Source organism: Streptomyces sp. NPDC060049 (assembly GCF_042736715.1).
Lineage (GTDB): Bacteria > Actinomycetota > Actinomycetes > Streptomycetales > Streptomycetaceae > Streptomyces.
On the sequence record NZ_JBHWVV010000007.1, the window covers coordinates 102,447 to 127,691 of the forward strand.

Annotated in this window: 20 protein-coding genes; 10 read left to right on the forward strand and 10 right to left on the reverse strand. The window is 73.0% G+C overall.

The window, feature by feature from the left end:
* Positions 1-107: 107 nt before the first annotated feature.
* Entirely contained in the window at positions 108-1,586 is a 1,479-nt protein-coding gene (locus ACFWBY_RS15055; protein WP_385342985.1) for a hypothetical protein, read from the reverse strand.
* A gap of 217 nt (positions 1,587-1,803) precedes the next feature.
* On the opposite strand from ACFWBY_RS15055, the gene ACFWBY_RS15060 reads away from it, so the two are divergent.
* From ACFWBY_RS15060 to ACFWBY_RS15070, 3 genes are all read left to right on the forward strand, one after another.
* The gene (locus ACFWBY_RS15060) at positions 1,804-3,051 is read left to right on the forward strand and encodes a neocarzinostatin apoprotein domain-containing protein (RefSeq protein ID WP_385342987.1); all 1,248 of its coding nucleotides are present in this window, start codon (positions 1,804-1,806) and stop codon (positions 3,049-3,051) included.
* 154 nt (positions 3,052-3,205) lie between these two features.
* Positions 3,206-4,678, forward strand: a complete 1,473-nt coding sequence (locus tag ACFWBY_RS15065; protein WP_385342989.1) for an Ig-like domain-containing protein — start codon at positions 3,206-3,208, stop codon at positions 4,676-4,678.
* A gap of 261 nt (positions 4,679-4,939) precedes the next feature.
* Positions 4,940-5,242, forward strand: a complete 303-nt coding sequence (locus tag ACFWBY_RS15070) for a helix-turn-helix transcriptional regulator (RefSeq protein WP_385342991.1) — start codon at positions 4,940-4,942, stop codon at positions 5,240-5,242.
* Positions 5,243-5,329: 87 nt separating this feature from the next.
* On the opposite strand, the gene ACFWBY_RS15075 is transcribed toward ACFWBY_RS15070, so the two are convergent.
* Entirely contained in the window at positions 5,330-6,262 is a 933-nt protein-coding gene (locus tag ACFWBY_RS15075; protein ID WP_385342993.1) for a hypothetical protein, read from the reverse strand.
* Positions 6,263-6,390: 128 nt separating this feature from the next.
* A complete protein-coding gene (locus ACFWBY_RS15080; RefSeq protein WP_385342997.1) occupies positions 6,391-6,789 on the reverse strand; it encodes a hypothetical protein in 399 nt (132 codons plus the stop codon).
* Between the two features lie 234 nt (positions 6,790-7,023).
* Between ACFWBY_RS15080 and ACFWBY_RS15085 the strand changes: the two genes are divergently transcribed.
* The 4 genes from ACFWBY_RS15085 (at position 7,024) to ACFWBY_RS15100 (ending at position 11,298) form a co-directional block, all read left to right on the forward strand.
* Positions 7,024-7,545, forward strand: coding sequence for a hypothetical protein (locus ACFWBY_RS15085; protein ID WP_385342999.1), 522 nt, complete (start codon positions 7,024-7,026; stop codon positions 7,543-7,545).
* On the forward strand, positions 7,542-9,284 hold the full coding sequence (locus ACFWBY_RS15090; protein ID WP_385343001.1) for a peptidoglycan-binding protein: 1,743 nt from the start codon (positions 7,542-7,544) through the stop codon (positions 9,282-9,284). The genes ACFWBY_RS15085 and ACFWBY_RS15090 overlap by 4 nt, the downstream gene beginning before the upstream one ends.
* 62 nt (positions 9,285-9,346) lie before the next feature.
* The gene (locus tag ACFWBY_RS15095; protein WP_385343028.1) at positions 9,347-10,036 is read left to right on the forward strand and encodes an ABC transporter ATP-binding protein; all 690 of its coding nucleotides are present in this window, start codon (positions 9,347-9,349) and stop codon (positions 10,034-10,036) included.
* Complete coding sequence (locus ACFWBY_RS15100; RefSeq protein WP_385343003.1) at positions 10,033-11,298, forward strand: ABC transporter permease; 1,266 nt, start codon at positions 10,033-10,035, stop codon at positions 11,296-11,298. Before ACFWBY_RS15095 ends, ACFWBY_RS15100 begins: the two co-directional genes overlap by 4 nt.
* 54 nt (positions 11,299-11,352) lie before the next feature.
* Here ACFWBY_RS15100 and ACFWBY_RS15105 read toward each other — a convergent pair whose 3' ends face one another.
* The 6 genes from ACFWBY_RS15105 to ACFWBY_RS15130 form a co-directional block, all read right to left on the reverse strand.
* Entirely contained in the window at positions 11,353-13,695 is a 2,343-nt protein-coding gene (locus ACFWBY_RS15105; RefSeq protein ID WP_385343005.1) for a tetratricopeptide repeat protein, read from the reverse strand.
* Positions 13,692-14,096: a hypothetical protein gene (locus ACFWBY_RS15110; protein ID WP_385343007.1), complete on the reverse strand. Its 405-nt coding sequence runs from the start codon at positions 14,094-14,096 to the stop codon at positions 13,692-13,694. The genes ACFWBY_RS15105 and ACFWBY_RS15110 overlap by 4 nt, the downstream gene beginning before the upstream one ends.
* Before the next feature lie 316 nt (positions 14,097-14,412).
* Positions 14,413-15,372 (reverse strand): aldo/keto reductase family oxidoreductase, encoded by a 960-nt coding sequence (locus ACFWBY_RS15115; RefSeq protein ID WP_385343010.1) that lies wholly within the window; start codon positions 15,370-15,372, stop codon positions 14,413-14,415.
* A gap of 9 nt (positions 15,373-15,381) precedes the next feature.
* Complete coding sequence (locus tag ACFWBY_RS15120; protein ID WP_385343013.1) at positions 15,382-17,379, reverse strand: peroxidase; 1,998 nt, start codon at positions 17,377-17,379, stop codon at positions 15,382-15,384.
* A gap of 285 nt (positions 17,380-17,664) precedes the next feature.
* Positions 17,665-18,306: a hypothetical protein gene (locus tag ACFWBY_RS15125; protein WP_385343016.1), complete on the reverse strand. Its 642-nt coding sequence runs from the start codon at positions 18,304-18,306 to the stop codon at positions 17,665-17,667.
* Positions 18,307-18,512: 206 nt separating this feature from the next.
* Entirely contained in the window at positions 18,513-19,004 is a 492-nt protein-coding gene (locus ACFWBY_RS15130; protein ID WP_385343019.1) for a GNAT family N-acetyltransferase, read from the reverse strand.
* 200 nt (positions 19,005-19,204) lie between these two features.
* Here ACFWBY_RS15130 and ACFWBY_RS15135 point away from each other — a divergent pair, with 200 nt between their 5' ends.
* Together ACFWBY_RS15135 and ACFWBY_RS15140 are read left to right on the forward strand one after the other, a co-directional pair.
* Entirely contained in the window at positions 19,205-20,026 is an 822-nt protein-coding gene (locus ACFWBY_RS15135; protein ID WP_385343022.1) for a hypothetical protein, read from the forward strand.
* A gap of 134 nt (positions 20,027-20,160) precedes the next feature.
* Positions 20,161-20,850 carry a TetR/AcrR family transcriptional regulator gene (locus ACFWBY_RS15140; protein WP_385343025.1) on the forward strand — a complete coding sequence of 230 codons (690 nt, stop codon included), beginning with the start codon at positions 20,161-20,163 and terminating at the stop codon, positions 20,848-20,850.
* A gap of 60 nt (positions 20,851-20,910) precedes the next feature.
* Here ACFWBY_RS15140 and ACFWBY_RS15145 read toward each other — a convergent pair whose 3' ends face one another.
* Positions 20,911-22,812 carry an ATP-binding cassette domain-containing protein gene (locus ACFWBY_RS15145; RefSeq protein ID WP_385331711.1) on the reverse strand — a complete coding sequence of 634 codons (1,902 nt, stop codon included), beginning with the start codon at positions 22,810-22,812 and terminating at the stop codon, positions 20,911-20,913.
* Positions 22,813-23,262: 450 nt separating this feature from the next.
* On the opposite strand from ACFWBY_RS15145, the gene ACFWBY_RS15150 reads away from it, so the two are divergent.
* The gene (locus tag ACFWBY_RS15150; RefSeq protein ID WP_385331708.1) at positions 23,263-25,239 is read left to right on the forward strand and encodes a bifunctional metallophosphatase/5'-nucleotidase; all 1,977 of its coding nucleotides are present in this window, start codon (positions 23,263-23,265) and stop codon (positions 25,237-25,239) included.
* The last annotated feature ends 6 nt before the right edge of the window (positions 25,240-25,245 follow it).

Sequence of the window (25,245 nt, forward strand, 5' to 3'; positions counted from 1 at the left end):
CCCCGCTCCGGCAGGCCGGGCGGGCAGGCCGGGCGAGGCGTCAGGCGGGCGGGCAGGCCGGGCGAGGCGTCAGGCAGGCGGGCTCACGGGCCCGCCCGCCGCCCTGTTCAGCCCGTCAGCGGCACCGCCGCGGCCAGTCGCCCGCCCGCCGGGAAGTACAGCCGGTCCAGCCGGGCCGCGTACGGCCATTCGCGCACCCGGTGGAAGCAGAGGTCGCTCGGGATCGGCACCTCCCGCAGGTCGGCCGCGTGCGCGCCGTCGGGCAGTGCCGCGGCCGTCGCCACCAGCAGGGGATCGGCCGAGGACGCCCAGGCGCTCACGGGCACCGGCCGCGGCCACGGCTCGCCGGTGTTCGGGAACAGCCAGCCCCCGTCGCCCGCGACCCGCAGGGCCGCGCCCGGTCCCGCCCCGGCGGCCTGCCGGGCCCGCCGCGCGAAGGCGAGCAGCAGGGCCGGCAGTGACTCCGCGACCAGTTTGAGCTCGGGATGCTCGCGGAGCCGATCCGGTTCGGAGGGAACGCAGACCACGTACCCCCACTGCCCCGTCGCCGGATCGATACGGACCTGCGCGAGCGCGCGGCCGCGCCCGTAGCGGATCTCGGCGAGCGGCCAGTACGTGCCGTCCCCGCCCAGGATCCGGTGGAGCTCGGGGTCCACCGCGAGTTCCGGAGCACCCGGCAGCAGGCGCAGCGGGGGCAGTCCGGTGACGGTGACCCCGCCGATCTCGCGGAGCACCACCCGGATGTCCTCGGGGACCGGGACGGGCCAGGCGTCGAGGGAGGATTCCTCGCAGCCCGCGTCGAGTACGACGAAGTCCGGGTAGCGGGAAGCCAGTTCACGCAGCTCCGCCACCGCGCGGTGCGATGCGTCCTCGGGCGGGGTGGGGCGGCGCACGGGGCGGCCGAGGAAGTCCCCGCTCACGACGGAACGCAGGAGCAGCGCCCGGCCGTCTCCGGCCAGGCGGAACTGGATCTCGCTGCCACTGGTGTCGGCCGTGTCGTAGGCGGTGGAGAAGCAGGGCTCCCAAGCGACCCCGCACGGGTAGTGCGGCAGCTCGCGCAGGTCGACCACATCGGTGAGCGGGTCGCCGGGTCCGACGAGGGCCGCCAGCTCCGCGTCCGCGCCCTCCGCGACCGCGACGCTCGGCACCGCTTCGACGAAGACCCGTGGCACGGTCGGCGGCGCGCAGGCGGTCAGGCGGGCCGCGAAGGCGGCCAGCCATCCGAGGAACTCCGGTGCCTCCACCGTGACTTCGCGATCGTCCTGTCGGTAGGGATAGACGGCAACCACCGGCCCCCACCGGCCCGTCCCGGCGCCGACGATCAGCGAGCCCTCGCCGAAGTCCAGGTCGCCGAGCGTCCAGTAGCCGTCCTCGAAGACCTGCCGGCCGCGCGGCCCGAACGCGTACCGCTCGTCCCCGGTCTCGACCCCGCCGATCTCCCGCAGTAGGGTCCGCAGGTCGTCCGGCACTTCCACCGGCCAGGCGTCCAGCTCGGCGTCCGTGAACCCGTCGAGCAGTTCGACCTCGTCCGCCCGCTCCCGCGCCAGCTCCCGCAACGCACGGATCACCACGGCCGCGTCGTCCATCGCCCACACCTCTTGCCTCGTATCCGTCCACCTGGTGCACGACCACCGGGACGTGCCCGGCGTTCGCACCGGGCACCGTACATCGCCGCCCCCCGTGTCGTAGCCCCGCTCAGGGCCCGCGGCCGGAAAGGCGCGCTGGCGGGGAGCGGTCCTGCGGCACGAGGATGCTCCCCGGCCGGGCGGGCCGGCCGGGGAGGGCGGGGAGGGCGGGGAGCCGATGGAGTCAGGACGCAGGGGGCCGCGGGGCGGCCGGGGCCGAGTGCTCGTACGGGGTGCGGCAACGCTGCTGCTCGCCTGTGCGGGGGTGGTGGCGGGACCCGTGGCGGCGCGGGCGGCCGGTCCCGGCTCCGTGGCGTGCGGCGTGGATGCCGGTGCGCGCGGTCCGGCGGGCGCGGCGGTGCCGGGAAGCCTGGTCCCGGTGGACCGCGCCGACGGCCGGATCAGCCAGGTGCAGGTCTTCTCCGATGCCACCGCCCCGGAGGCAGGCTTCGTCTGGCACCGGGAGCAGGACGCGCCGGACAGCCCGTACGGACCATGGCGGCGGGTGAGCGCCACGGCCGTCGATCCGGGAGGCCGTTCCCCGATCGCCTTCGAGAACACGGGGGGCGAACTGGAGGTGCTGTTCACCGAAGGCGGCTCGCTCTGCCGCACGGTGCACGCGGGCGGCGCCTGGAGCGCCACCGACAGGATCGGACCTGCACCGGCCCCGGACCTGGAGGGGGTCCGGTTCCCGTCGGATCCGGTGGCACGACCGCGGGCCGCCCATGGTGGCACGGCGCGCCTGGAGGTCGAGCGGACCTCGGGGCTGCTGGACGGAGACATCGTCGAGTTCACGCTCGCGGGCGGTCCGCCCAAGGCCTTCGTCTGGGTCAAGCAGTGCGGCCCCTCGGCGTCGGCGGCCACCTGTGACGATGCCACCGGCCGCCAGTTCCGTGTCCTTCCGGACGGCACCCACCAGCTCTCGCCGAAGAAGCTGTACGCCCGACTCGGTACCCCGGCGGGGGACTTCGACTGCCGTACGGCGTCCGCCACCGCCCCCTGCACGCTGACCCTCACCGACAACGACGGGTCCGTGCTAGCCGCCGTCCCCCTGCGCTTCCGTCCGCACGGCGGTCCGGAAGCGCCTCCCACCCTGCGCGTGAAGCCGGACGGGGGGCTGGTGGACGGCCGGACCGTACGGGCTACGGGCACGGGCTACGAACCGCGCTACCACTCCCTGATCATGCAGTGCGCCGCCGGATCCGCCGACACCCGGGGCTGCCGGCCCCGCGGCAGGCCCCCGGCGACCACCGACGGCGGACGGCTCGACGAGGAGGTCGCCCTGTCGGCGACCTTTACCTCCGTCGACGGCCGTACCGTCGACTGCCGCGCGCGGGGCGCCTGCGAGCTCGTCGTCTTCGGCACCCGGGTCCGCGGCCCCGAAACGGTCCGCCGGTCACTGGACTTCGCGCCGGGAGGCGGCTGAGCGGCGGCGGGCCTCGCCCCTATCCGACCGGGTGTGTGCTCCGTACGAGTTCTCTTCTGTGCCCGTTCGGCCCCACGGGGCGCGTTCATGATCATCATGATGGCCGGAAATCGTTTGATGCTGCCATCGGCCGTAGGTGATCTGGGAGAGCTGCGTGACGACGATGCCATCGACACACCGTGTACGACTGCGGCGGCAGGGCAGGACGTGGAGCGTGGCCGGGGCGGTGGCCGGGGCGCTGCTCGTCGTCGCCGCCGCGCCGCAGTCCGACGGCGGGCCCCCGGCCGGAGCCGAGCGGACGGCCTCCGTGGAACTGCTGGTCGGCCGGGTGCTGGACAAGGGCGGCCGGCGGTGCGCGGTGGAGGCCTTCCGGGCCGAGTGGTGCGGCGGGCTGGATCAGCGGCTGGTACGGGCCACCGCGCGCGGGGCCGGTTCCGTGGTGCGCGATCCCGCGTCAAGGGGCGCGGCCCGGGCGGCGGCGCACACGGTCGTGCTGCCCACCGACGCCGCCAGCCCCCTCGAGATCACCCTCGCAGGCCCGGGCCTGCTCACGTACGTGACCGTCCACGACGGTCACGGGCGGTACGTGGGCGGCGCGCTGGGAGCCAGGGGACACAGCTGGATGAACACCGAGCCGTTGCGGGCCGGTGAGACCTACACGGTGCGGGTCGGCGCGCAGGACGCGGCGGGCACTCCGGTCGGTGTGACCATGGCCTTCCGGACCGCGCCCGCCACGGAAGACGGCAGGCTCACCGTCGAGTTCGGGCCGAAGCCCGGTACCTACGGAGCGGGGCAGATCGTGACGGCCTCCCTCAGCCACCCGGTACCCGCCACCGACCCGGCGGCGCGGACCCGGCTGGAGCGGGCGCTGCAGGTCACCTCGGAGCCGGCGGTCGAGGGGGCCTGGCACTGGGTCGACGACTCGACGCTGCACTACCGGCCCCGTGCGTACTGGCCCGCCCACACCGAGGTGCAGGTGATCAGCGGCCTCGACGGGGTCGAAGTCGCGGACCGCGAGTACGGCGGGGCCTCGGAGCCCCTGCGGTTCTCCATCGGGGAACGGATCGAGGCGGTCACCGACGCCGCCGAGCACGAGATGACCGTGCGGCGCAACGGCACGGTACTGCGGACGATCCCGGTGACCACGGGCAAGGCCGGTTTCCTGACGCGCAGCGGGGTCAAGGTCGTCCTGGGCAAGGAGTACAAGGTCCGGATGCGCGGGGACACCGTCGGAATCAAGCGCGGGACGAGCGAGTTCTACGACCTGCCCGTCTTCTACGCGACGCGGGTGACGTGGAGCGGCGAGTACGTACACGCCGCGCCCTGGTCGGTCGAGTCGCAGGGCGAGGAGAACGTCAGCCACGGCTGCACGGGCATGAGTACGGCGGACGCCGCCTGGTTCTTCAACACGGTGCGGGAGGGGGACTTGGTGTCGGTGGTAAACAGCGGAGGAGCGCAGATGACCGCCTTCGACAACGGCTTCGGGGACTGGAACCTGGATTGGGCGGCATGGCGGGCCGGCAGCGCCCTGAACGCCTCCGCGGAGTCCCCGCTCGCGTCGGCGCCCTCGAAGGCGCAGGCTCAGGCCCCTGCGCACGGCCCGTCCCGGCTGCGTCCGCTTACGTGAGGATCGATGCCGGGTCGGCCGGCGACCCGTGCGCGGGTCCGTGCGCATTTCGCGGTCCTCGGTCCGGTTCAAAGGAATGATCTTTATCCGGCGGTCGGACACGCGCAGCCGATAAACGGTGAATGGCCTTCTCCGGCATATGCCCGAGCCGCACCGGGGGTCGCGGGCACTGATCCTTTCCCCGGCCGACGGCCGATCATGCCCTGGACACGACATAACCAACCGATAGAATCGGGGCGTTACTGCAAAATGGGGGGGTCCATGCAGAGCTACTGTCCTTGCTGCCTGCTGAGCGGCGCCGGGAATCACGACGCGTACGCTTCATGGTTGCGCCGCGGTTTTTCCCGATTACCGGAACTGACCGAGAAGGAGCAGGAGCTGTTCGGGCTGATGGCCTGCGGGCCGTCGAATCAGGAGATCGCCGAACAGCTGCAAGTCACCATCCGTACCGTGAAGTTCCACATGGAGAACGTCCGGATCAAATTGGGCGACCTTTCGAGGCTCCAGATTTGCATCCTCTCGGTTCACCGGCGCATGGGGGCTTGTCCCGTCGGACACTGCTGAGCCCATCGGCTCCGGAGCCGGTCGATCGGGCTCCGGAGCCGCTCGCGTCCGGTTCGCTCAGGCCGTGTTCAGTGGATCCACTGCCACTCAGGCCCCGGAGCCGGCCAGTGTCGCCGCCAGCCGCATGCGCTCTTCGTGCTGCCTCTTGGCCAGGCCCAGCATCTCGGCGTTCTGCTCGATCACCCGCTTCTGGTACGCCGTCTCGACGCTGTACCAGACGCCGACCAGGTTGGTCTTCTTCTTGCAGGCGACGTCCTGCTGCGCCGCGGCGATCGCGCGCGGACCGTTCAAGTCGGTTGGCTTCAGACCGAGTTGACTCGGAGCCTTGACCGGATCGTCGACCTTGTGCCCCTGCTCGGCCATGCACGCGCTCCATTCCCGCAGCACCGCCCGGACCCGGCTGTCCTCCCGGGAGCGGGCGAAGGAGTCCAGGCCGAAGCCCTGCACGGCCATGACGTCCACCGTGTCGTTGGTCGGCGCGTGGAGCTTGCGGGCGCTCTCCCCCAGGCAACCGCCCGCGGGCACCGTCTGGCCGGCGACCGTCGACGTAACCCCGGGCGACTTCTCCGCCTCCTCCTGGCTCTTCGGCCCCGGCTTGGACATGTCGGCCTCCGGACCGGCGAAAATCAGCCGCTCGTTGGGTCCCATGGGCGGCTGCACGGGCTTGTCCCTGATGAGCTGCGGGTTCGCGTACCCGTACCGCGTGGCGTCGGCCTCGCTGGACACGCCGTAACGGCGGGCCTCGTCGGGCGCGGCTGCGGGATCCGCCTTCCGCCGCTGGTCGTACCGCAGTCCGTAACGCTTCATGCACTGGTCGATGAGCGCGTCCTGCGCCCCGTCGAGCACGCCGTGCTGCTGGGGTGTCGGCAGATAGGCGGCGAGCGGGAAGACGAGGTCCCTGCTTTCGAGCCGGGTGAGAGCGGCTTCGGCGGCCGGCTCACCGCCGCCCCCGCCCCCGCCGTCACCAGCGTCCGAACAGCCGGAGAGCAGCAGCACGAGCATCATGGCGGAAACGGTCATTGCGGTCGGCACGGGACGTGGCGAGAACATGGTGACTCCGTTACGGGAACGACTACGATACGTGAATGGCTGCTCCGCCCGGCGCTTACGGGCGGAGCAGCCATGTTCACGTGCGGGACTTGGCCGGATCAGCGGTTGTAGTACGCCGAGGAGAGCTGGTTCCAGTAGGTGGAGGCCAGATCGCCCTTGGTGCCCGCGTTGATGTAGGCGCCGTACCCGTAGCCGTACCAGTCGGTGTGCACGGTCCAGCGCTTGCTGTCCTGGTTCGAGAAGGACTCGGTGTAGTCGTTCGTGGTGTGCCCGGCGCAGCTGCGGGAGCCCACGAAGTAGTCGTCCTGGAAGCCCTCGTCCGTGACGTAGAGGTCGAAGACCGAGTTGCTCTGGCCTCCCTGGCAGAACAGGCCGAGCTCCCCGGAGGTGAGCCAGCCGTCCTTGCCCGCCGCGGAGGCCGTTCCGGCGCCCACTCCGACGGCGGCCAGAACCAGACCGGCGGCCGCGAGGGTACGCAGAGAGTTGCGGATGCTCATCGAGCATTCCTTTCCATTGGCCATCAGATGCGTGCTGTCGACCGGAGGACATCAGCTCGCAACCTCAGCCCCCCAGCTGACGAGGAATCAACCATCTCAACTGACCTGCCACAACTGTCCCTTGGGACAGGGCGCCGAGGATCGAAGGTGATCTATGGTGCCAACGAGGCACGGTCGAAGCCCTGCCCTGGCTCCGTTCCGGATTCCGGTTGGAGCATCGTTAAGGAGTTTGCCATGGCACTTCGACGCGCACACGCGGTGGTTGCCGTCCCCGCGCTGCTGTCCCTCACCCTGCTCCTCGCCGGGTGCTCGGGCGATGACGACTTACCCTCCGGCGGTGCGGCGAGCGGGGTTTCCACCCCGACCGCGAAACCGTCCTCGCCCGGCAAGAAGGACGAGGCCGATCCGCGGCAGGCGGCCTTCTTCCGCTGCATGGAGGACCAGGGCGTGCCGATGCGCGACACCGGCTCCGGAGTGCGGGTCGTCGACGAGTCCGCAGCGGACCCGGCGAAGGTGCGGGAGGCCGAACGGTCCTGCGAGAGCCACCGGGTCGTTCCGCCCGTCGGCGACGAACAGATGGCGCAGGCAGTGAAGTTCACGGCGTGCATGCGCGAGAACGGCTTCCCCGACTTCCCCGATCCCGATCCGCGCACGGCGCGGCACGACATGGGCGAGGTCGACGTCAAGGGCTCCGCGCAGGGTCCCGCCGCCCTCCAGAAGTGCGGTGGCACGCCGGGCGGGCAGGTCGGCGGATGAGCGGCGCTCCCACGCGCTCCGCGAGCGGGAGCCGTCCCGACGCGCTGGACGGGACGGACGGGACGGACAGGGCGGACGGGGCGGACGGGGCGGACGGCCATGACGAGCCGTCCGCGCAGTCACCGACCGGCGGCGCGTCCGCCGGCCTGACCCGGCGGCGCAAGTGGGTGGCCGCGGTCGTCGGCGGGGCCGTGCTGCTCTCGGGCGCCGGGGTGGCCGCGACACTGGTGATCAAGTCCCCGGCCCAGAAGGCCGCGGACGCCGCCCCGCCACCCCTCGACGTACTCGTCGCGCGCGTGGAGAAGCGCGTCCTGCGCGACACCGTCATCGTGCGGGGAACCGTCAGCGCCGCCCAGAGCACCCAGGTCGTCCCGGCGGTCACGGGCGCGGAAGGGGCGAGCACGCCCGTGGTCACCAAGGTTCCCGTCCGACAGGGCGACCGGATAGACGCCGGGAAGGTCCTGCTGGAGGTCTCCGGTCGGCCGGTGTTCGCCCTCCCGGGCAGCCTGCCGGTCTATCGCGATCTCAAACCGGGTGCGACCGGCGACGACGTGAAGCAGCTCCAGAAGGCCCTCGCCGCACTGGGCCACCCCGTCGGCGGCGACCCGGCCGGCACCTTCGGGTCCGGGACCAAGACCGCCCTCACCGCCTTCTACACCTCGATCGGCTACGACCCGCTGCCGGCCGTGGCGGACCGGGGCGAGGCCGTGGCATCCGCCGAGGAAGCCGTCACCGCGGCCGAGCGCTCCCTGGAGGACGCCCGCAGCTCCGCGGCACGCGGCGAGGCCCCGGGAACGTCCACCGGTGGTACGGAGGGAGGATCCGGGGACGGCAAGGCGGCCGCCGGCACCTCGGGCGGCAAGCCGGGCGGATCCGGCGGCCAGGACGCGGCCCGCGCGGTGTCCCGGGCCCAGGAGGACCTCCGTAAGGCGCAGAAGCGGCGCGGTGACGCGAAGGCGGCCGCCGGGCCCATGCTGCCGGCCGGCGAGGTGGTCTTCCTGGAATCATTCCCCGGGCGCGCCGACTCCGTCTCCGTGCACCCCGGTTCCCCCGTCAGCGGCAGCGCGATGTCCCTGTCGGCGGGTGCCCTCGTCGTCCGCGGACAGCTCCAGGAGCACCAGCGGGGGCTGGTCCGCCCGGGCCAGAAGGTGGAGATCCTGTCGGAGCTCAGCGGGCTCGCCGCCGCCGCCGAGGTGCTGTCCGTCGCGGACACCGCGCAGGCGCAGACGCCGCCGGGCCAGAGCGGTACGGGAACCACCACGGGCGGACAGAACCAGCAGGCGCCCGCGACGGCGACCGGGTACGCGCTGGTCGTGCGGCCGCTGCAGGCGCTCGACGCGCAACTCGTCGGGCAGGACGTCCGGCTGACGGTGGAGGCCGCCGCGACCGACGGCGACGCCCTGGTCGTCCCGGTGTCGGCCGTCTCGGCCGGAGCGGACGGCCGTACGACGGTGACCGTGGTCGACGGTACGGGGACCCAGCGCCGGGTCGAGGTACGGCCGGGCACCACCGGGGACGGATACGTGGAGGTCAAGCCGGTAGGCGACGGGCAGCTCGCGGAGGGCGACAACGTGGTCACGGGAGTCAACCCGGGGGTCGCGGGCAAGACCGGCAAGGGTGGCGACGGCAAGGACGGCGCAAACAAGGCCGGCGGCTCGCGGAGCGGAGGCCCGAAGGGCGTACGCGGCAATGCCGCCGGCGCCGTGCGCTACGGCTCGACGGCGGGCGTGGACTCGTGACCGCCGCCGACGCCCTGGAGTCCGGAGGGACCGGCGGGGCTGCCGCGTCCGCCGTGCCATCCGTGCCGCCCGTGCCGCCCGTCATCGAGTTCCGCCAGGTGGGCCTGACCTACCCCGGGCCGCCCCCCGTGGCGGCCTTCCGGCCGTGCGACCTCACCGTGCGGCGGGGCGAGTTCGTCACCGTCGTCGGCCCCTCCGGATCGGGGAAGTCGACCTTCCTGAACATCGTCGGGCTGCTCGACGCCCCCACCAGCGGCAGCTACCTGCTGGACGGCATCGACACCGGCGCGCTCGGTGACGGCGACCGGACCGCGCTGCGCGGCCGCCGAGTCGGCTTCGTGTTCCAGTCCTTCCACCTGCTGCCGCACCGCTCAGCCCTGGAGAACGTGAGCCTGGCCATGCTCTACAACGGCGTACCCCGGCGCGAACGGCCCCGACGCGCCCGCGAAGCCCTGGACCGCGTCGGCCTCGGCCACCGTGTCGACGCCGTCCCGGGCCGCCTTTCCGGTGGTGAACGGCAGCGGGTCGCGATCGCCCGGGCCCTGGTGGCCCGGCCCTCGCTGCTGCTGTGCGACGAGCCCACCGGGAACCTCGACTCCGTCAACGCCGAGACCGTGCTCGCCCTCCTCGACGAACTCCACGGGGAGGGAATGAGCGTTCTGGTGATCACCCACGACCGGGAGGTCGCCGCTCACGGCGGCCGCACCGTCGCCATCCGCGACGGCGTACTGCGCGAGCAGGTGCGCGCATGAGGCTCCGGCTCCCGCGGGGGCCGAGGCGGAGTCCGGACGCGCGCCGGCGGGTCGAGCCCTCGCGCCTCGCACCCCGGGACGCCTTCGGCGAATCCCTCGCGGGGGTGCTCCAGCGGCCGGCCCGCTCCGCGCTGACCGCCCTCGGCACGGTCCTCGGGGTCGGCACCTTCGTCGCGGTCCTCGGACTGACCGTCACGACCTCGTCGCAGATCGACGGCCGCTTCAACCTGCTCACCGCGACCGAGGTCACCGTCGAGGACGTCGCGTACGCGCAGAACGAGTTCGCCGGGCCGGGCTTCCCCGCGGACGCCGACGCCCGGATCGGGCGCCTCGGCGGTGTCCGCCACGCCGGCGTCTACCACACCGTCCACCTCGACGGCACTGCCGGTGTCCGGGCCGCGCCGGTCGGCGGGTCCGGGGGGTCGGAGCGGATCGACGTCGTCGCCGCCTCTCCCGGCGCGCTGCTCGCCGCCGGGCCCCGGTTGTCCAGGGGCCGCCTGTACGACGAGTACCACTCCGGTACCCGCCAGCGGGTGGCCCTGCTCGGCGCGAGCACGGCCGCCCGGCTCGGGATCACCACGTTGGACACCCAGCCCGCGGTCTTCATCGGCGACGAGCCGTTCACCGTCATCGGCGTCATCGAGGACGTCGAGCGCAAGGCCGACCTCCTCCTGTCGGTCGTGGTCCCCCGCACCACCGCGGAGGAGGTCTGGGGGGCGCCCAAGGGGACCGGCACGACGATGCTGATCGCGACGGCGCCCGGAGCCGCCCAGCAGGTGGCCCGGCTCGCGCCCACCGCGCTCCGGCCCGACCACCCCGAGTACTTGAGGGCCGTACCGCCGCCCGACCCCAAGACCTTGCGCTCCGGGGTCACTTCGGACCTGGAGCAGCTCTTCCTCGTCCTGGCCGGGATCTGCCTGGTGATCGGCGCCGTCGGCATCGCCAACACCACCCTCGTCGCTGTCCTGGAGCGCACCGGGGAGATCGGCCTGCGGCGCGCGCTCGGCGCCCGGGGGCGCCACATCACCCTTCAGTTCCTCGTCGAATCAGGGGCGTTGGGTGCGCTCGGCGGCCTGGTGGGCACCTCGCTGGGCACGGCCACCGTGGTGGCGGTGGCCCTCGTGCGCGACTGGACCCCGGTCATCCACCCGGCCACCGTCGCGGCGGCCCCGCTGCTGGGCCTGGTCACCGGAGTCCTGGCCGGCCTCTACCCGGCCTGGCGGGCCGCCCGCATCGAACCGGCGGAGGCCCTGCGCCGCTGAGCGGTCTCCGGTGGTGTCGGCCCCCGGGCACCACCGGCCCGCTCCCGCGCGGCGTCAGGCCAAGTGCCGGTACCGGCGGGTCTGCGACGAACCCGTGCTGCGGGCGAGTTCGGCGTCGTCGAGGTTGCTGCGAACGGTCCGGGTGGTCGGGCTGGCGCTGCCCAGGCACCTGAGGGCACTGGCAAGGGTCTCCTCGTACAGCGGGACGGCCCGGTCCAGGTCCCCCGCCATCTGGTAAACGCCCGCGAGGTTGTTGCGGGAGGCGATGATGTCGGGGTGGTCGCCGCTCAGCACCCGTACTCGGTCGGCGAGGGTCTGTTCGTACAGCGGGACGGCCCGGTCCAGATCTCCTGCCGACTCGTATGCGTGCGCGAGGTCGTTGCGGGTGGCGAGCGTGTCGGGGTGATCGCCGCCCAGTACGCGCTCCCTGTCGGCGAGCGCCCGCTCGAACAGCTCGATGACCCGGTCCAGATCGCCTGTCGACCGGTAGGCGTACGCGAGGTCGTTGCGGGTGGCGAGCGTGTCGGGGTGATCGCCGCCCAGCACCCGTTCCCTGTCGGCAAGCGCCCGCTCGTGCAGCGGGATGGCCCGGCTGAAGTCCCCCGCCGTCTGCAACGCGTAGCCGAGGTGGTTCAGCGAGCGCAGGGTGTCGGGGTGGTCGTCACCGAGCACCGTCTCCCGGTCGGCCAGCGTCCGCTCGAACAGCTCCACCGCCCGGTCCAGATCCCCCGCCAACTGATGGGTGTAGGCGAGGTAGTGCCGGGTGGTGAGGGTGTCGGGGTGGTCGTCGCCCAGCACCGTTCCCCGGTCGGCCAGCGTCCGCTCGAACAGCTCCACCGCCCGGTCCAGATCCCCCGCCGACCGGTGGACGTAGGCGAGGTGGTTGCGGGTCGCGAGGGTGTCGGGGTGATCGTGGCCCAGTAGGCGTTCCCTGTCGGCCAGTGCGCGCTTGGCGTACAGGACGGCCCGGTTGAGCCGGCCTTGACCGTTCAGGAAGCAGGACGACTCGTACAGGAGGACGGCACTCCTCTCATCGTCCTGGTCCGGGGTGGTCGCGGCCATCAGCGCATCGACGTGAGGAATGAGGGTCTGCCACCGGGACCACCCGCCCACGTTGGTGGTCGGGGCATCGGGCAGTGCGTCGAGGAGCAGGGCAGTGGCTCGGCCTCGGGCGGTGGCGGTGGCTTCGGGAGTGCGGTGGGGATCGGCGCCGGGGCCGGTCTGCGGGTCCGGGGTGCGTGCGACGGCCTGGACGAGCCGGTGCGTGGCGATGGCCTCGGGACCCAGGGTGATCATGCTGTAGCTGTGCAGGAGCCCGAGGGCTTCGTCGACCGTCGGGGAGTCCTCTTCGTCGGAGCTTTCGAGGAGGTCGCGGGGGACGTGGTCCGGGGCGAAGAAGGCCAGGACGCGCAACAGGTCCACGGCGTAGGGATCGGTGACCGCGATGGTGTCCAGGGTGATGCGCCAGATGCGGGCGATGGTGCGGGCGTGGGCACCGCCTCCGGCGGGGGTGGCGAACATCCGGGCAGGGCGGCTGGTGAGCTGGGCGAGGTATCGGGCGTGAGTGGTCTGGTTGTGCTGGATGTAGGCGCCGGCCTGTTCCAAGGCCAAAGGCAGGAAGCCGAGTTCGGCTGCGAGATGCGCGGCGTCCTGGCGATCTCGTTCGCCGGTCTGGCCGGTGATGTTGATCAGGAGTTCCACGGCGGCGTCGGGAGCAAGCACGTCCAGGGCAATGGGGTGGGTGGTCAAGTGGTGCCATCCAATAGCGCGACGAGTGGTGATCAGATGGTGGCCGCCGGCGAGCTGGCCGATGAGTGGGGAAATGTGGTCGGGATGTTCGGCATTGTCCACGATCAACAGCCATCCGGGGTGGGCCTGCAGCCAGCCCGTGGCCCATTGTGCGTGGTCCTCTGTCGAGGTGTCGGGAAGACTCCTCCGGGCCGGGTGCAGCCGTAGGGCCAGCTCCGCGAGCCCGGCGGCTATCGTGTCGGGGCTTGATGCGGTGAGCCACCACACGACCGTGTACTGGTCACGGTGGGCATGGGCGTAATGCAGGGCAAGAGTACTCTTTCCGACCCCGCCGAGGCCGTGGACGGCCTGCGTCACGACGGCGGCAGTCCCCCGCATGGCCGTCCACAGTTTCCTCATGGCGTCATCTCGACCGAAAAAGAGGGCGCTGGCAGGCAGGGGAAGGTTGTTCAGTCCCGCGGAAGCCGCCACTTCGGCAGGTGACAAGAACGCCTCGCGCGGCAGTACCTGCGTCCGCGCGTCGATGCTCGCCCGGTCACCCGTGCTGATGACCCCGCCGTTCACGCCGACGGCCACGGACCGCGTGCCCGAGGCCCCGCCGGACTGGGCGGGCGCGGGGGGCTCCAGCCCCGGAACGGGGCTGGTCACGGCTGGAAGCGGGCGTTGTCGCCGGTGCTGATGACCCCTGAGTTGTCCCGGACGGCCACGGAGCGTTCGCCGGACGCTGTGATGTTCACACCCGCACCGCCCAGGAGCCGGGCGAGGTCGCTGACCAGACCGGGGTCCGCGGCCAGGGCCCTCCTGATCTGGACACGCAGTGCGGCCTGGAAGTCGGGGTCGTCGGGCGATTCGACCGTGTCGGCGAGAGCTTGCCGGATGGCGGGACGGTCGGCTTCCCGGTGCCAGATGCGCTGCAGGATGCGCTGCCCGAGCGAGAGCGTGGCGTCCGCAGTGGCATCGGTCGCGCGGGTGAACACGGCCGTGCCGTAGGCGCCGGCCGCGGCGCTGACATAGGGCGTGATCTCGTTGGCTATCGTCAGCACGTCCATACTGCCCCCGTCGCAGTGTTACGGCACGTCAGATATCGGTGGACCGATAATGCCATCCCGGGGCTTCGCACAAGAGGCATCGGCCCTACCGAATTCTCTTGAACGGATCTGCCGGCCAATCCGCACGAGAAGAGAGTGACTGCGGTAATGGAGTGAGGTTTCAGGTCCTACTGTCGCCTCGTGATGCTGCCGGGGCCGGAGCGCCCAGGCCGTTTCCCTCAGAGCAGCTTGAAGATGTGCCGGAGGAGGTGGACTTGGATTCAGCCGCAATCGCGCGTAACCGCTACTTCCACCTACTCCGTATCGAATCTGCCTGCTACGGGAGCGGCGCGCCCCGGGCCGTCAGCCACAGCGAGTACCACTCCTCGTGGCTGAGGTCGGGGGCGCGCAGCCCCGCGTCGCGGCAGGCGCGGATGCGGTCCGGGCGGCCGGTGCCCACGATGGGGGCGATCCGGGCCGGGTGGCGCTGCAGCCACCACAGCAGGATCGTCTCCGGCGTCGTGTCCTTCGCCTTGGCGAGGGTCTGCAGGAGCTCGGCGGTCGCGCGCTCCCGTACGCTCTCCTGCCGTCCGGTGAAGCGGCCTTGGGCCATCGCGCCGTAGGCCTGGATGCGCATTCCGTTGGTCACGCAGTACTCGACGGTGCCGGCCGGGAAGCCGACGGACGCCGCGGCCGGGGTGTTCACCAGGACCCCCTCCTCGAGCCAGTCGCGCCGGTCCAGGCTCATTTCCAGCTGGTTGGCGACGAGCGGGAAGTCCAGGTGGCGTTGCAGCTGCGCGCTCTGCGACGCGTTCATGTTGGAGACGCCGAACTCCCTTACGAGGCCTTGCCGGCGCAGTGAGGTGAGGGCCTCGGCCGTCTCCCGCGGATCGGCCAGCGGGTCGGGCCGGTGCAGGAGCAGGACGTCGATGACGTCGGTGCGCAGCCGGGTGAGGCTCTCCTCGACGCGGCGGGTGATGGTGGCGCCCCGCAGGTCGTACATGCCGGGGCGCTCGCCGTCGGCGAGGCGGATCCCGCACTTGGTCTGGAGCGTGACGCGCTCGCGCAGGCCGGGAGTGCGGGCGAGCACCTCGCCGAAGACGGCTTCCGCCTTTCCGTGCCGGTAGATGTCGGCGTGGTCGAACATCGTGACGCCGCTGTCGAGGGCGGCCTCGATCGCCGCCTCGGCGGCGTCGATGTCCTCGGGCCGGTACGGGCCGGGCTCCCAGCTGCCGCCGAGAGCCATACAGCCGTAGATCAACCGGGTGTCGCCTGTCACAGATGCCGTGGTCGTCATGCGTTCACCCTATGAGGCGGACGCCTTCCACAGCACACGGTCGCCGTCCCGGATCACCAGCTCCCCGGCGGGGCGCAGCAGCAGCCGCGCGCCCGGGTGGCCGGTGGTGCCGCTCGACCAGGCCGGGCGGCCCTCGGCGGTGCGCAGGACCAGCTCGCCGTCCCGGGTGAAGACGGCGTCGCGGCCGGCGCCGCCGGTGTCGGTGTGCCAGGTCCGGCGGCCCTGGGCGTCGAGTAGGACGAGGTCACCCGCGCTGTCGAGGGTCAGGCGGACCGTGCCCGCGTCGAGGACGTCGCCGGCGCGCAGGACGGAGCCGGGGTGGAACTCGATGGAATCGTCGAGCGCTCCGGTGGTCAGGCCGCGCAGGACGGGCAGGGAGGGGCTGAAGGCGTAGACGGCTCCCTCCGTGCGCACGAACCGGCCGAAATGGAGGGTGTCGGCCCGGCTGCCGTTCGCCGAGGGGGTCTCGAAGGCGCAGGGCGAGTCCGGGCCGAGTACGGGGTCGGCGCCCGTGCGGGGGTTGCGGCCGGGCGGGAAGTCCGGCTCGTTCAGCCACTTGCGCGCCACGAACTCGAACTGCCCGACGAGGTCCGCCTGATGGCATACGAAGAGCAGTCCGCGCGAGGCCTCGGCGCCGTGGCCGGCCCCCGAGTCGGAGTCGTAGACGGGGCCGTACGGGATTCCGCGCCGCATCAGGCGGCGCCCGTCGAGGTCCGCCTGGGCCAGCGGAGGGCGGACCGGGGTGAGGACGAGGCCGCCGCGGGGGTTGCCCTTGCGGATGTGGGCGAACAGCGGCATGCGCCAGCCCTGGGGGTCCTGGCTGTAGTCGAGCGTGGCGTCCGGGTCCTCGCCGGGCCCGGGGAGCCGTTCGGCGGCCGGACAGACGGCGACGGGCATCCCGCCCGGCCAGCGGCCCATCATGCGGGCCCCGAGCCACTCCCGGCCTGCGTCGGCGGGCGCGGAGCCGGCGCGCTGGAGTTCCGCGAGGCGCAGGGCGACCTGCGTCCACCAGCCGGGCACGTCCTGCGCGAGGCGGCGTACGACCTGGAAGGCTCCGCCGGTGGCCCATGCGGGCAGGCCGGTGGGCCGCTGCCCGACCCGCTCGGGTCCGACGACGAACTCGCCGGCGGGGATCAGCCGGGTGCCCGGTTTGCCGAGGACGGTCGTGCCGGTGGCCGGGTCGGGCTCGTCGAAGCCCCGAACGCCGGGCTGGCTGATGCAGTCGGCGAAGCCGAAGTGCTCGTGTCCGCGCAGTGCGCCGGGGAGGGTGGCGCCGTCCTGCCGGAAGAGGACGGTCGCGCCGGCCTTGCCCGCGCCGTCGCGGTGTTCGGCGACGGCGGTGGCGAGGCGTTCGGGGTCGTCGGCGGCGAGGGTGAGGACGGCGTGCACCGCGCGCCCTGGCTCTTCGGCACCGAAGAGCCAGGACTGCGGGGCGCTGGCGCCAGTGTCCCCGAGGTCCTGCGCGCGGGCTGCGGCGCCCTGGGTGAACGCCTCGGCGTTCGAGCCGGCCGGGGCGGCCGGGAAGGGTTCCTTGCCCGCGAAGAGGCGGAGTCCCGGATGGGTCAGGCCGAGCCCGGTCCACAGACAGGACATGGATGCGGGGTCGATGCCGCCGGCACGCCGACGGGCCTTGCTGAAAGCCTTGTTGAAGCGCGCCACTTCCTCGGTCGTGGAGATGGAGGGCAGCAGGCGGTTCAGCCACTGGCGGGCCTTGGCGGCGTCGCGGAAGTGCAGGAAGAGCAGGCAGGCGTGGTCCTTGCGGAAGCCGGCGAGGATGTCGCCCTGGCTGTGGCGGTCGGTGCGCAGCGGGAGCGGCTCCGGGGCGGCCGCCGCCCGTACGGGCTCCACCGCCGGCCCCGCCGTGGAGGCGGTCGCCGACGCGGCCCACGCCGTCGGGGCGAGGCTCGCGGTGATGCCGGCGGCGGCGAGGGCCGCCGTCCGGACCACGGTCCTGCGAGCGGGTCCGGCGTGGGGGCAGCCCGGGGACGGCGACGGGGCGAAGACCATCGGCTTACTCCAAGGGGAAGGGGGTACGGGGAGGCGCGGGAACGGGGGTGAAGGCGGTTCGGGCCGGTCCAAGCGGGCAGAGCCGGGCGCGAAGACGGGCGAAGGCGCGGCGGATTCGGCGGACGACCCGGCGGACGGACTCGGCGGACGGACTCGGCGGACGGACTCGGCGGACGGGTCCAGCCGACGGGTTCAGGGAGCGGGTTCAGGGAGCGGGGGCACCGCAGCGGGCTCACCGCCGCGGGGTCGGCGGGCGCGATCAGCGGGAGGGGTCGTCGGGCAGGATCAGCGGAAGGGCGCGGCGGAGAACCCCGCGTCGTGCCTGATCCGCCGAGCGACGCCGGGATCTCCCTTGGCGTCGAGGGGGAAGGTCGCGCGGTGACGGGGCGGCGCGGCGGTGGCGTTCGGCGGCGCCTGGAGCGTGAGGGCGCCGCCCGCGCGCCGCTCGACGCGCAGGTCCGCGTGGCACCGGCGGGGGCCACGCGCGTGCACGGCGGTGGCGGTGGGCGCCGGCGCCACGTCCCGTACGGCCTTCGGCGGTGTCCGCCACCGGCGGGGGCCACGCGCGTGCACGGCGGTGGCGGTGGGCGCCGGCGCCACGTCCCGTACGGCCTTCGGCGGTGTCCGCGGCGGGACTTCGGCGGCCGGCTCGCAGCGTCGGTACGCCCCGGCCCGGGTCGCGTCCTCCGCGGCGCTGTCCAGCACCTCCGGCCACTCGCGCACCTCCGGCCACTCGCGGCGAGAGCCGACGCGCATGCGCACACGCTTTCGGTAGCGGCCGCGCGCCCGCGCGGGCATCCCGTCGGCAGCCGGGCAGCGCTCTATAAAGGTGCCGGCCCTGGTGCGGTACGCCTGGCAGGCGCCCGCCAGGGCGCAGACGGCGATCAGTGCCGCGGCGGTGACGGCGATGGCGGCGGCAACAACCATGGGGTCGAGGACTCCTCGGTGCGGGGGCCGGCCGGCAGCGCGCGCTGCCAGTGATCAACACCCTCCGTGATCACCGCCGCCCGCGCGCGCCGGGCGCACCGATGGGGTGACGGGCCCGCATCCGTCGCCCGCCTCCGGGCCGCGCCTTCCCGACCGTCCCGGCCGTGCCCGCCGCACTTGCGCGCCGCGGCGCCCGGCCGGGCGGGTCAGCCGGTGGCGGCGAGCTTGCGCCGGTAGCTCCGCCCGGGGCGGCCGTCGACCGTGAGGTCGCCGACCGCCGTGAACCCGGTCCGGCGCAGGACCCCCGCGGATGCCGCGTTGTCGAGGGTGGTGACGGCGGTGAGCACGTGGAGCCCGTACTGCGACGTGGCGAGCCGGCAGACTTCCTCGACGGCGGCCGTAGCCGTGCCACGGCCCGCGGCGCGTTCGCCGATCCGGTAGCCGAGTTCGGCGGAGCCGTCCTCGACGTCGACGAGGTTGACCCGGCCGACCAGTTCTCCGTGCGCGTCCAACACGATGTGGAAGTGGCACGCGCCCGCGTCCTGTTCGGCGAGCAGCGCGCCCTGCCGCGCGTCGAACCCGGTGAAGTACGCGTCCCCCCGGTCCGGCACGGACCGCGCGAAGTACTCCCTGTTCTCCCGCTCGAAGGCCAGCAGGATGTCTCCGTGGTCGGCCCGGAGCCTCTCGAGTCGCAGCATGTCCGGAGCGTATACGAGCCGCGCACCCGGGCTCCAAAGGATTTTCATGGCTCGTCGCGGGGAACATCGTGGAAGCGTCGCGGACTGCCGGCGGGCTGAAGTCGGCCTCATGGCCGGAGTGTCAGCGGGGCGTGCGACGATGTTTTCCTGTCCGGGGGGACCGGGCTCGGACCGAGTCGGCATACGACCAAGGGGTGGGAATGAAGGCAGGGAAGGCCGCCGCGGGCATCACCGCGGCACTGATCGTGACGGTGGGCCTGAGCGCCTGCACCGCGGGCAGTTCGGTGGGCAAGCAGGCCGCCGACACCGCGGAGACGCTGGTCGCGACGCTCACGAAGGCTTCCGACGAGGCCTCGAAGGCCGGCTCGGCCAAGGTCAAGATGACCGTGACGATGCCCGACACGGGTGGCAAGCCGGTGACGATGGAAGGCGTCTACTCGTGGGGCAACGGCCTCGCGATGGAGGCCGAGATGCCGGCGAAGGACCTCCAGATGGAGGACATGGTCGCGGACGGCACCGTGACGATGCGGCTCGTGCAGGGCGCGTACTACTACGGCATCGACCCGGCGCCGGACGGCCCGTTCAAGGGCAAGAGCTGGCTGAAGGTGGAGGCCTCCGCCGTCCTCGGCGACAAGGGCGCCTCCGCCATGAACACGGGCAACAGCGACCCGACGGCCGGCCTCAAGACGCTCAAGTGGGCCAAGGACGTCACCAAGGTCGGCACGGAGACCGTCAACGGCAAGAGCGCCGTGCACTACCACGCCACGATTCCGAAGGACCGGCTGGGCGACGCCGCTTCCCTGTTCGGTGCGGTGGGCGGCGGCAGTGCCGACGAGCTGGTCGCCGACGTCTGGGTCGACGACCAGGGCATGCCCGCGCGGCTGAGCCAGACCTACGGCAGCGTCAGCGCCGACGTGGAGTTCCAGTCCTTCGGCGTCGCGAAGGACATCGCCGCCCCGCCGGTGGACGACACGGCCGACATGACCGAGATGATCAAGAACGGCCAAGCGGGCCAGGGCTGAGCCACGCGGCTGCCGGCCGGCGCGAGCCCGGCCGGCCGGCACCGGGTGGGGAGCGCGCGGCACGCACCGAACGGTTCGGTTCCTACACTGGGACGGCACGCTTCACCGCACCGCGCAGACGCGAAGGACGCCCCATGGAAGCCGAGACGGCCGACGCCACGGACGCTTACGGCATCCCGGTCGTCCCCGGCCCGTCCGACGCCGCGCGGCACAAGCAGCAGGCGATCATGGACGCGGCTGCCGCCGAGTTCCTGGCGGAGGGCTACTGCGCCGCTTCCATGGATGCGATCACCAGCCGATCCGGTGTCTCCAAGGCCACGGTCTACAAGCACTTCGGCACCAAGGAGCGGCTGTTCCTCGCCGTCATCGGAGGGATCCTGCGGCGCACGTACGCGGGCCTCGCACCCTACGGCTCCACACTCGCGGACGCCGACGACCTGCGCGCCGCCCTGATCGGTCTGACCCGCGACTGGGCCACGTTGCTGCTGCGTCCCGACGTCATGTCGCTTCGCCGCCTGGTCATCGGCGAGGTCGACCGCTTCCCGCAGCTCGGCCGGCTCTGGTACCGGGTCACGTACGACACGTGCAACGGTCCCCTCACCGAGGCCTTCACCGCGCTCCACCACAGCGGGAGGCTCGACATGCCCGACCCCGCGCTCGCCGTCCAGCAGCTCGTCGCCGCCACCGTGGGTGTCCCGCAGCTCGTCCACACCTTCGCGCCCGACGCCGAGACCGATCCGGCGGAGCTCAGCCGCGTCGTCACCTCGGGCGTGGACCTTTTCCTCGCCCGGTACGCCGCCCCGGTGGACGAGCTCACCGGCTGACCAGCGCCGCCGGCCGCCGGCCGCCGCCCCCGGCTTGCGGGCCCGGGGCGGCGGCCGTGATCAGCGGTCCTGCGCGAGCCCGTACAGCTCGGCGAAAGTGCCGCCGAGGGCGGTCAGTTCGGCGAAGGTGCCGGTCTCGGTGATGCGGCCCTTCTCCAGGACGACGATGCGGTCGGCCAGCCGGCAGTTCTCCAGCCGGTGCGTGACGATCATGGTGATCCGGTCGTCCTTCATCTCCCGCAGCCCGGTGAAGATCCGGTGCTCCCCGCGCGCGTCCATGGCCGAGGTCGGCTCGTCCATGATCAGGAGGGCGGGCCTGCGGTGGAAGGCCCGGGCGCAAGCGAGGCGTTGCCACTGGCCGCCGGAGGGTTCGTGGCCGCCCCACAGCGAGCGGGCCAGGAGCGTGTCGAGGCCCTGCGGGTACTCCCGTACCGCATCGCCCAGGCCGACGGCCGTGAGTGCTTCCCAGACGGCCGCTTCGCCGCGCTCGCCGGGCTGGCCGAGGGTGACGTTCTCGCGGGCCGTGAAGGGCCACTGCGCGTAGGACTGTGCGACCAGGCCCACATGCGTCCACAGGGTCCGCTGGTCGTGGTCCCGGGTCGGGACTCCGTCCCAGTGCGCCTCCCCCTCGCTCGGTACCGTGAGGCCGGTCAGCAGGCGGATGAGGGTGGACTTTCCGGCGCCGTTCTCGCCGACGACGGCGACGATCTCGCCGCGGGTGAGCGACAGGGTGACCGGCCCGAGCGCCGGTGCGTCCTTGCCCGGGTAGGTGTACGAGGCGTTCTCCAGGCTGATGTCGCGGGGCGGCGCCGCTCGCACGCGGCCCCGGGTGGTGCCCAGTTCGCGCGCCTGGTCCAGGAAGAGGCGGTAGTCCTCCAGGTAGAGGGCGTGCTGGAACATGGCCGCCCCGTACACCACGAGGCTGGACAGCGCGGACGCGGAGGTCCGCATGGCGACGATCGCGGTGCCCGCCGCCGCGAGGGCCATGGAACCCGTGAGGACGAGGGCGGCGAGCGCCGCCCACGTGCCGGCCTGGAAGAGTCCGCCGAGGGCCGCGGCGAGGAGCGAGACGCGCAGGTACCGGGGGGCGGAGTCGACGAGTTTGGCGTCGATGCGGCCGCAGACGGCGGCGTACCAGGCGTGGGCATAGGGGCGCATGGAGTTGCAGCGCAGTTCGTCGCCGAGCTTGTGGGTGGTCAGGTACCAGCGCATCATGCCCCGGATGTTGCGCGAGGCGATCGTCTCGTTGTGGAGGGCGTGGTCGAGGCGGGCGGCGATGACGGCGCCCACGCCGCGGGGTACGACGCAGAGCAGGAGCAGTGGCATCAGGAGGGGGTGGACGACGGCGAGGACGCCGGCGACCGCGATGAGGTTGATCAGGCCGTTGGTGAAGGCCATGGCGTCCTTGACGAGCAGGGACGAGCGGGCGGCGCCGATCTCGGCGGCCTCCGAGCGGTCGGAGAACCCGGGCTCGTCATAGGCCGAGACCTCGACGTCCATGTGCGCGTCGACCATCTCCAGGTCGGCCGCCGTGCTCAGGCGCGGGGTCAGCCGGCGGGCGGCGCTGCCGGCGGCGATCTCGGCCGTCGTCCCGGCTCCGGCCGCCACCGCCGCGATCGCCAGCGGCCAGGCAGCGGCCGTGATGCGCTCGCCCGCGTCGCCCGCGGCGAGCAGCGGGCCCATCGCGTCGGCGACCCCGGCGAGGGTGGCCGCCGTACAGGCCCCGGCGAGGACCTGGCCGGCCAGCAGCCACGTCACGCAGGCGCGGTCGATCCGCCAGGCCATCCGGGCGGTCTGGGCGAGCGCGGCGGGCAGCCGCGCGGCCATCTCCCGGAGCGAGAGCTGCTCCATGGCCTGGTTGTGCGTGCCCCAGGCGAAGGTGAACTCGGGCGGGTCCCCGGCCGCATGTCCGCGCGGCGCGGGCACCGCTCCCCGTGTCGGCCGTTGCGTCTTCTCAGCCACGTGCAGCTCCTTCACGTCGTCGTCGAACCACGGCGGCCCCCTGCCGCGGACCCCCGCCACGCCATGGCGGAGCGGGGCCGCCAAGCGCCCTGGAGGAACCGTGAGTGAGGGAGTACATCCGAGCCGGGAAGGAGGAGTAACGAGAACCGGCCTTCGTGCCGGAGCCGCGGGGGCGGCGGCGCGAGGGGCCGGGGGCGGCCGTCCGGTGCCCGCCGAGGGGCGAGAACGGCCGGATCCCGACGGAGCGCGGGGGAAATGCCTTGCACGCCCCCGGGTCGAGCCGGGAGGGTCGCCGGGACGTGCGGGACGCGTACGGACACGGCGACGGGATGAAGTTTCCCGGACATTCGCGCGGGAGACGTACACCGCGCAACGGACGGCTCGCGGAGCCCGCAGACTGCTCGCGTACGGGCGGGAGTTGGCCCGCCACCAGTGGAGACGGGGTCTCGGATGGAAGAGTTCGGCCGTCGCCGGTTCCTGGCCCGGGCCGCCGGCGCGCTCGGCGGGGCCGGGGCCCTCGGCGCGGCCGGGGCGAGCGGCGTCAAAGCCCTCACCGGCGTCGCGGCGGCGGCCACCGGAGCGGCGCGCGACGCGGCGAGCGCGGCGGGGTACGTCGACGTACAGCTGCTCCACATCACCGACCTGCACGGCTACCTCACCGCGCCCCCGGCCCGCGATGCCGTCATCACCGGCGCGGGCGGCCGGAGGTACACCGTCGGCGGGGTCGCCTACATGGCCACGCACCTGGCGCGGTTGCGGGAAGGCCGGGCCAACTCCTTCTTCTTCGCACCGGGCGACCTCTTCTCAGGCTGGGAGTTCCCCGCGTTCACCCTCGCCGACGAGCCCACGATCGAGGCCCTGAACCGGCTCGGACTGGACTTCGCGACGGCCGGCAACCACGAGTTCGACCGTACGCCCGGCTTCCTCCGCCGGCACATGGAGCAGGGGCGCCCCTACGAGGGGCCGGGGCGGACCAACACCTTCCCGGACTCGGGCGGCGCCCTCTTCCACGGCGCCGACTTCCGCTACTACAGCGCCAACGCCGTGTCCACCGCGACCGGGGAAACCGTGCTTCCCCCCTACAACATCGAGTGGGTCGACGCCCCGGGCGGGCGCCGCCTGCCCATCGGCTTCATCCATTTGACGGCCGTCGGCAGCGAATCCTTCACGAACTCCTTCCAACCCGGCCTCACCACCCTCGACGAGCTGTCCGCCGCCAACCTCTGCGCCGCCCGCCTCAAGGCGCTCGGGGTCGGCGCCATCGTCCTGAGCATGCACGACGGGGCCGTGGCGGGAAGCGACTTCGACTCCGGCGAAGAGCCCAGCGGTCCGGCGTACGAACTGGCGCTGCGCGTGTCCCCGGACATCGACGCGATCGTGACGGGGCACTGGCACTGCGCTTTCAACATGATGCTGCCGGACCCGGAGGGGCGGCCGAGGCCGTTCGTGGAGGCCGGCTGCCACGGACAGATCGTGGGCGAGATCGTCCTGCGGCTCGACGCCGACACGGGTACGGTCGTCCGCGAGCTCACCACCTCCGTCAACCATCCCAACACGCGTGACGTGCCGCCCGATCCGGCGCTCCAGGACGTCGTCGACCACTGGAACGGCTACGCGAGGCAGCACGCGGCGGAGGTCATCGGACGCCAGCGCGCCTCCTTCAGCCGCCGCCTCTCGCCGGCCGGGGAGTCCACGATGGGCAACCTCGTCGCCGACTGGGCGCTGTGGGCGGCCGAGCAGGAACCCGATTCCTTCGACACCAGCCCCCGCCCCGCCCGCTCCGGCGCGGACCTGGCGCTCATCGCGCTCGCTCCGCGCGTCGGCCGCAGCGTCATCAACACGGACCTGCTCGCCGGGCCCGCGCTGGACGACCCGGTTGCCTTCGAGCGGGCCTGGAGGTCCGTCGGCTACGGATGCCCGCTGGTCAGCGCCGAGGTGAGCGGCCGGCAGATCCACGACGCGCTGGAGCAGCAGTGGGCCGTCAACGGCTCCGGCGAGCTGACCTACGCACCGCTCGCGGTGTCGGACAACGTCCGCTACTCCTTCGACGCCACGCGGCCCGCCGGGGACCGGGTCGCGCCGGGCGACGTCCTCATCGGCGGCGCCGCGCTGCGCCCGGAGGCCGCGTACCGGGTGGTGACCACCTCGTACACGCTGACCGGACAGGACGGCTACCCCGCTCTCGGCACGTACCGGGAGCCGGCCCGCCACCGGCGCGACGTGGAGGGCTTCCCCGCGTACGTCACGGCCCTCGGCACTCTGGAAGCCGTCTCCACGGGCCGGGTCACCGCCAAGGGCGCGGCGCACCTGGCGCCCGGTGCGGAGGGCTTGCTGACGACGCCGGCCGATCCGGTGCCGGCGCTGCCCACGCCCGTCGCGGCGGAGGAGGAGGCCGCCCGGGACGCGGGCCGCCGGCCGGTCTGCTGACCTGGG

Excerpts from the sequence above, each read along its gene's own strand:
- ACFWBY_RS15085 (WP_385342999.1), top strand. The coding sequence starts at position 7,024 with ATGGCACTTCGACGCGCACACGCGGTGGTTGCCGTCCCCGCGCTGCTG.
- ACFWBY_RS15110 (WP_385343007.1), bottom strand. The coding sequence starts at position 14,096 with ATGGACGTGCTGACGATAGCCAACGAGATCACGCCCTATGTCAGCGCC.
- ACFWBY_RS15055 (WP_385342985.1), bottom strand. The coding sequence starts at position 1,586 with ATGGACGACGCGGCCGTGGTGATCCGTGCGTTGCGGGAGCTGGCGCGG.
- ACFWBY_RS15135 (WP_385343022.1), top strand. The coding sequence starts at position 19,205 with ATGAAGGCAGGGAAGGCCGCCGCGGGCATCACCGCGGCACTGATCGTG.
- ACFWBY_RS15115 (WP_385343010.1), bottom strand. The coding sequence starts at position 15,372 with ATGACGACCACGGCATCTGTGACAGGCGACACCCGGTTGATCTACGGC.
- ACFWBY_RS15140 (WP_385343025.1), top strand. The coding sequence starts at position 20,161 with ATGGAAGCCGAGACGGCCGACGCCACGGACGCTTACGGCATCCCGGTC.
- ACFWBY_RS15130 (WP_385343019.1), bottom strand. The coding sequence starts at position 19,004 with ATGCTGCGACTCGAGAGGCTCCGGGCCGACCACGGAGACATCCTGCTG.
- ACFWBY_RS15090 (WP_385343001.1), top strand. The coding sequence starts at position 7,542 with ATGAGCGGCGCTCCCACGCGCTCCGCGAGCGGGAGCCGTCCCGACGCG.
- ACFWBY_RS15150 (WP_385331708.1), top strand. The coding sequence starts at position 23,263 with ATGGAAGAGTTCGGCCGTCGCCGGTTCCTGGCCCGGGCCGCCGGCGCG.
- ACFWBY_RS15080 (WP_385342997.1), bottom strand. The coding sequence starts at position 6,789 with ATGAGCATCCGCAACTCTCTGCGTACCCTCGCGGCCGCCGGTCTGGTT.
- ACFWBY_RS15100 (WP_385343003.1), top strand. The coding sequence starts at position 10,033 with ATGAGGCTCCGGCTCCCGCGGGGGCCGAGGCGGAGTCCGGACGCGCGC.
- ACFWBY_RS15060 (WP_385342987.1), top strand. The coding sequence starts at position 1,804 with ATGGAGTCAGGACGCAGGGGGCCGCGGGGCGGCCGGGGCCGAGTGCTC.
- ACFWBY_RS15125 (WP_385343016.1), bottom strand. The coding sequence starts at position 18,306 with ATGGTTGTTGCCGCCGCCATCGCCGTCACCGCCGCGGCACTGATCGCC.
- ACFWBY_RS15075 (WP_385342993.1), bottom strand. The coding sequence starts at position 6,262 with ATGACCGTTTCCGCCATGATGCTCGTGCTGCTGCTCTCCGGCTGTTCG.
- ACFWBY_RS15120 (WP_385343013.1), bottom strand. The coding sequence starts at position 17,379 with ATGGTCTTCGCCCCGTCGCCGTCCCCGGGCTGCCCCCACGCCGGACCC.
- ACFWBY_RS15070 (WP_385342991.1), top strand. The coding sequence starts at position 4,940 with ATGCAGAGCTACTGTCCTTGCTGCCTGCTGAGCGGCGCCGGGAATCAC.